Source organism: uncultured Methanobrevibacter sp., from assembly GCF_937906425.1.
Lineage (GTDB): Archaea > Methanobacteriota > Methanobacteria > Methanobacteriales > Methanobacteriaceae > Methanobrevibacter.
The window spans coordinates 1-4,237 of record NZ_CALCYR010000054.1; the positions used below are offsets into that span (position 1 = coordinate 1).

A 4,237-nucleotide genomic window follows, 5' to 3' on the forward strand; every position below is an offset into this window, starting at 1 on the left:
CCCAATCCCCAATCCCCAATCCCCAATCCCCAATCCCCAATCCCCATTTGATTATCTAATTATTCTAATAAATTTAAATAATATTTCATTAATATACGTATATTAAATTTAATAAAATAAAATATATATTTATGAAATTCTCGTAACAAAAGATTTAGCCTTTGTGAAAACTCTAACCCACCTTTGTGCAGTATTTTTTGGATCACTAGACATTACTTTGAGCTCTTTAATTTGCATATGACTTACATTATAATTAGGAATTTCAAATGACATTACTAAAGGACCTAATTCTCTTCTGCATATACTTGGTTTATTAACTTGCAAAGTGAATATAACATCCAAGGTATTTTCACTACCTCCTGTAATTTTAGGAATTTTCCATGTACATAAATGTTCATTTTGATTGTAGTCTGTTTTATGTATGTCTTTAAATTGTTTAGGCAAATTGAAATATACTGATTGAGTTTCTTTTGGTGCATTAAAAGTAATAACAATATTTCCTCCTTTTATTGTATTATTAAAATAAAGTTTTCTATTTAATCACAAATAATAAAAATTTTAATAAAAATGAGATTTCATAGCAATAAAATTATTTGAATGAGATAAAACAAAATTAGGGATTTAAGTAAAAAATTTTAAGTTCAATTTTAATTAAAAGACATTTGATAAATTAATTTATTAATTTAATTAATTAAATTAAATAAAAAAAGAATAATGAATAAATAAAGAAAAAAATAAAACTCTAAAATAAGTAAAAAAGAGTAAAAAAGAAAAAAATAATTAAAAATTATTCTTTTACAATTTCATATTCCTCATCTGATTCTTCATTTAATTCAGAATCTGCAGAATCTTCTTCATTTAATTCAAAATCTACAGAATCTTCTTCATTTAATTCAGAAACTTCAGTTTCTCCAATAGGCAATTCAGACTCTTCTTTGGATTGTATAAAATTATTTAAAGCTTCAAGATCAATATCCAAACCTTCCATCTCATAAATGGAATGGTCCAACAATTTGGATTCATCCAATTCATCCATTTTACTCCCCACTTCTGTAATCTTATCAACAGATGTGTCCAATACTGAAGCTCCATAAAATGGAAGAAACAACAATCCAATAATTGTAGTCATCCAATATGAAATCAATCTTTCAATAACAGTGGCAGCCGCACTAATACTTGCTGTAATTCCAGCCCCTGAATATAATAAAATCATCATGCCATCAACAGCGCCTAAACCGCCAGGCAACAATGGAATCATACCTACAAGAGAGGCTAAAATAAAGACTTCCCCAATGAGTATAGGATTTACATTAGCACCGAAAGCTAAAAATACAAAATAAACCCTTAAAATTTCAAAAAGCCAAATCACAAAGGATAATGGAAGAGCATAATACAATACTTTCTTATCCTTAAGCAAAGCACCCATAGTTCTTTGGAATCCAAATACTGCATCAACAGCTCTTTTTTCAGATTCAATTGTATTCTTTTTATAGAATCTCCTAAGGATTTTAAGAATGAAATTGGTTATCTTAACGCCAAACTTCTCATTAATGCACATATAAATTAAAATCACTACAAGAATTAAAATGGCAACAACACATAAGACTAAAAAAACAATCAATGCACTATCCAAAGAAAAACTGAATATTATTCCAATAATTGTAAAAATAGCCAGTATTACAAATGGAAAAGTATCCATTGTTCTATCAGCAACAACAGTTGCAAAGGTATCTTCAAATGGATATTTAGACTCTTTTGATAAAATATAAGCTCTGACTGGCTCTCCTCCACCCCTACCACTAGGAGTTAAGTTATTTACAGCTAAACTTATCATAACAATAGAAAGCAACTTTAAGATTCCAAAAGACATATCGGCAGTCTTATTAATAATTTGCCAACGTAAGGTGTATAGATAATAAGTAAAGACTTGCATAATAATAGCCAAAAGCACAAACCATAGATTAGAAACAGCTAAGGCAGCCAATACTTCATCAATACCGATGAAATATAGCATTATAGCCATTATAACTAAACCAAATGCTAAAAAGATCAAAACTTTCTTATTTTTCATTTTATCAACTAATAATTTTTTAAAATAATAATTAAAAATAACAAAACACAATAATTATTTTTAAAAACCATAATTAAAAATAATTAAGCATAAAAATTATTTTTTTAAAAATAAATATGAAAATTATTTTTAAAAAATAAAATCTAAAATATTTTTCGTTATAAGATTTAATAAAATAATGCATATAAAAAATATATTACATTTTATAATAATTATTTAATTAATTTTATTTAAAATTATAGATTTTTTTCTGCTAGCAAATCAAAAAAAATCAAAGCAGATCATATGACAAAAATATAAAAAAATACTAAAAAAATCATGAAAAGAAATGACTAAATATTAAACTTACAATCAAAATTCCGAATAAAATAAAATAATATTAAAAAAGACGCAAAAATACACTCCAAACCCATGAAAAAGCAATGCAAAAAGATTGAAACCACCTAAAAACTTAAAAATCCAAAGTGAATTTTAAAGTCAAATTTCAAACAAAAACCTCAGAATCAATTTAAAGCATATATTTAAATATTTAAAAAATAAATGAATATTTGTATGAAAAGGAAATATATTACTAGAGCAGATTTGTATGTTATACTCCATTATAGTGGATACATAATGCAAGGATTAGGAATCCTACTGCTGGCGCCAATTCTTGTCGCATTAATTTATGGAGAGTACATCAATATAGCTGCTGTTATTATTCCATGTGCAATTTCCTATGGTTTTGGTACCCTTTTTGTAAAAAAATTCGAAAATTACACTAAGCTAAGATTAAAGCATGGAATGGTAATATCATCCTTTGCATGGATGTGGGCTTCACTATTAGGAGCCACAGTCATGGCTCTTTCTTTAGATATCCACTTTATCGATGCTCTTTTTGAAAACATGTCAGCATGGACAGGAAGTGGAATGACATTTTTCGTAAACGTTGAAGTTTTACCAAAATCAATTCTATTTTTAAGAAGTTTGGAACAATGGATTGGCGGATTGGGAATCGTTATTATTTTCATTGGAATCCTGATTCGAGCAGGCACTGCAGCTTCCAGACTATACAAGTCAGAAGCTAGGGAAGAAAAGATCAAACCTAACATTGCCAATACATTGAGAAAGGCTTTACAGATTTATTTAATTTATACCGCTGTAGGAATACTCCTATTTATCATTGCAGGATTGCCTATTTTTGATGCTATAAACCTAACATTTACAACAATATCCACAGGCGGAATGAGCATTAAAAATGCAAATATCGGTTTCTACCATAATGATTTGGTCTATATCATAGCAATAGCCCTGATGATTTTAGGTGCTACAAGCTTTACAATCCATTATGGAATTGTAAAAACAAAGGGAAAAGCCTTAATTAAGGATATTCAATTCCAAATGCTGATTCTTGCAATAACAATCGGAAGCATATTGATACTTTTAACCAATAATGTAGTTCCAATTGAAGGAATATTTACAGTTGTTTCTGCAATCACAACAACAGGTGCAAATATTGTCCCTCCAGACGAATTGGCATTCTGGAACGGATCATCACTGGTTGTATTAATGGTTTTAATGCTTATTGGAGGTTCATCCGGATCCACAGTAGGTGGTTTAAAACTCATTAGGATACTTACAATATTGAAAGGATTGAACCTATCCATTACAAACCTCATTTCCCCAGAGGGAAGAGTGGTTACAACCAGAATTTCTGGAAAAAGAATTAATGAAAGGGAAATTAAGGAAGCATCTGCATACGTTGCATTATTCATGATATTTTTAGTATTCGGTTGGTTTATAATGACCCTTTATGGATTTGATCCATTCACCGCACTTTTCGATGTAATTTCAGTACAAAGCAACAATGGATTAAGTACAGGAATAGTCTATGGAGGATTGCCTTCCATTGTAAAACTTACATTAATATTCCTCATGTGGATAGGCAGACTTGAAATCATACCTGTCTTAGTTGTCATTAGAACATTCCTTGAAGTCATTACACCTAAAAAAGAAATCAAGAACATAAAAAATAAAAGAAGAAACAGAAAACAAGAAACTGATTAAAAAAAAAAGAAAAATCAACACCACCACATATGACCTCTCAAACATGTATTTAAAAAAATAGGATTTAAGTTTTAAATAAGCATATAAAAATTAGAATTCCCATTTAAAAAAATAGGATTT

Annotated in this window: 3 protein-coding genes; 1 reads left to right on the top strand and 2 read right to left on the bottom strand. The window is 28.5% G+C overall.

Features of this window, described 5'->3' with window-relative positions; genetic code table 11:
• Positions 1–284 precede the first annotated feature (284 nt).
• Together Q0138_RS01550 and Q0138_RS01555 are read right to left on the bottom strand one after the other, a co-directional pair.
• Positions 285–494 carry a hypothetical protein gene (locus Q0138_RS01550; protein ID WP_297979982.1) on the bottom strand — a complete coding sequence of 70 codons (210 nt, stop codon included), beginning with the start codon at positions 492–494 and terminating at the stop codon, positions 285–287.
• Positions 495–787: 293 nt separating this feature from the next.
• The gene (locus Q0138_RS01555; protein WP_297979984.1) at positions 788–2,071 is read right to left on the bottom strand and encodes a UPF0104 family protein; all 1,284 of its coding nucleotides are present in this window, start codon (positions 2,069–2,071) and stop codon (positions 788–790) included.
• A gap of 552 nt (positions 2,072–2,623) precedes the next feature.
• Here Q0138_RS01555 and Q0138_RS01560 point away from each other — a divergent pair.
• Positions 2,624–4,117 carry a TrkH family potassium uptake protein gene (locus Q0138_RS01560; protein ID WP_297979986.1) on the top strand — a complete coding sequence of 498 codons (1,494 nt, stop codon included), beginning with the start codon at positions 2,624–2,626 and terminating at the stop codon, positions 4,115–4,117.
• The last annotated feature ends 120 nt before the right edge of the window (positions 4,118–4,237 follow it).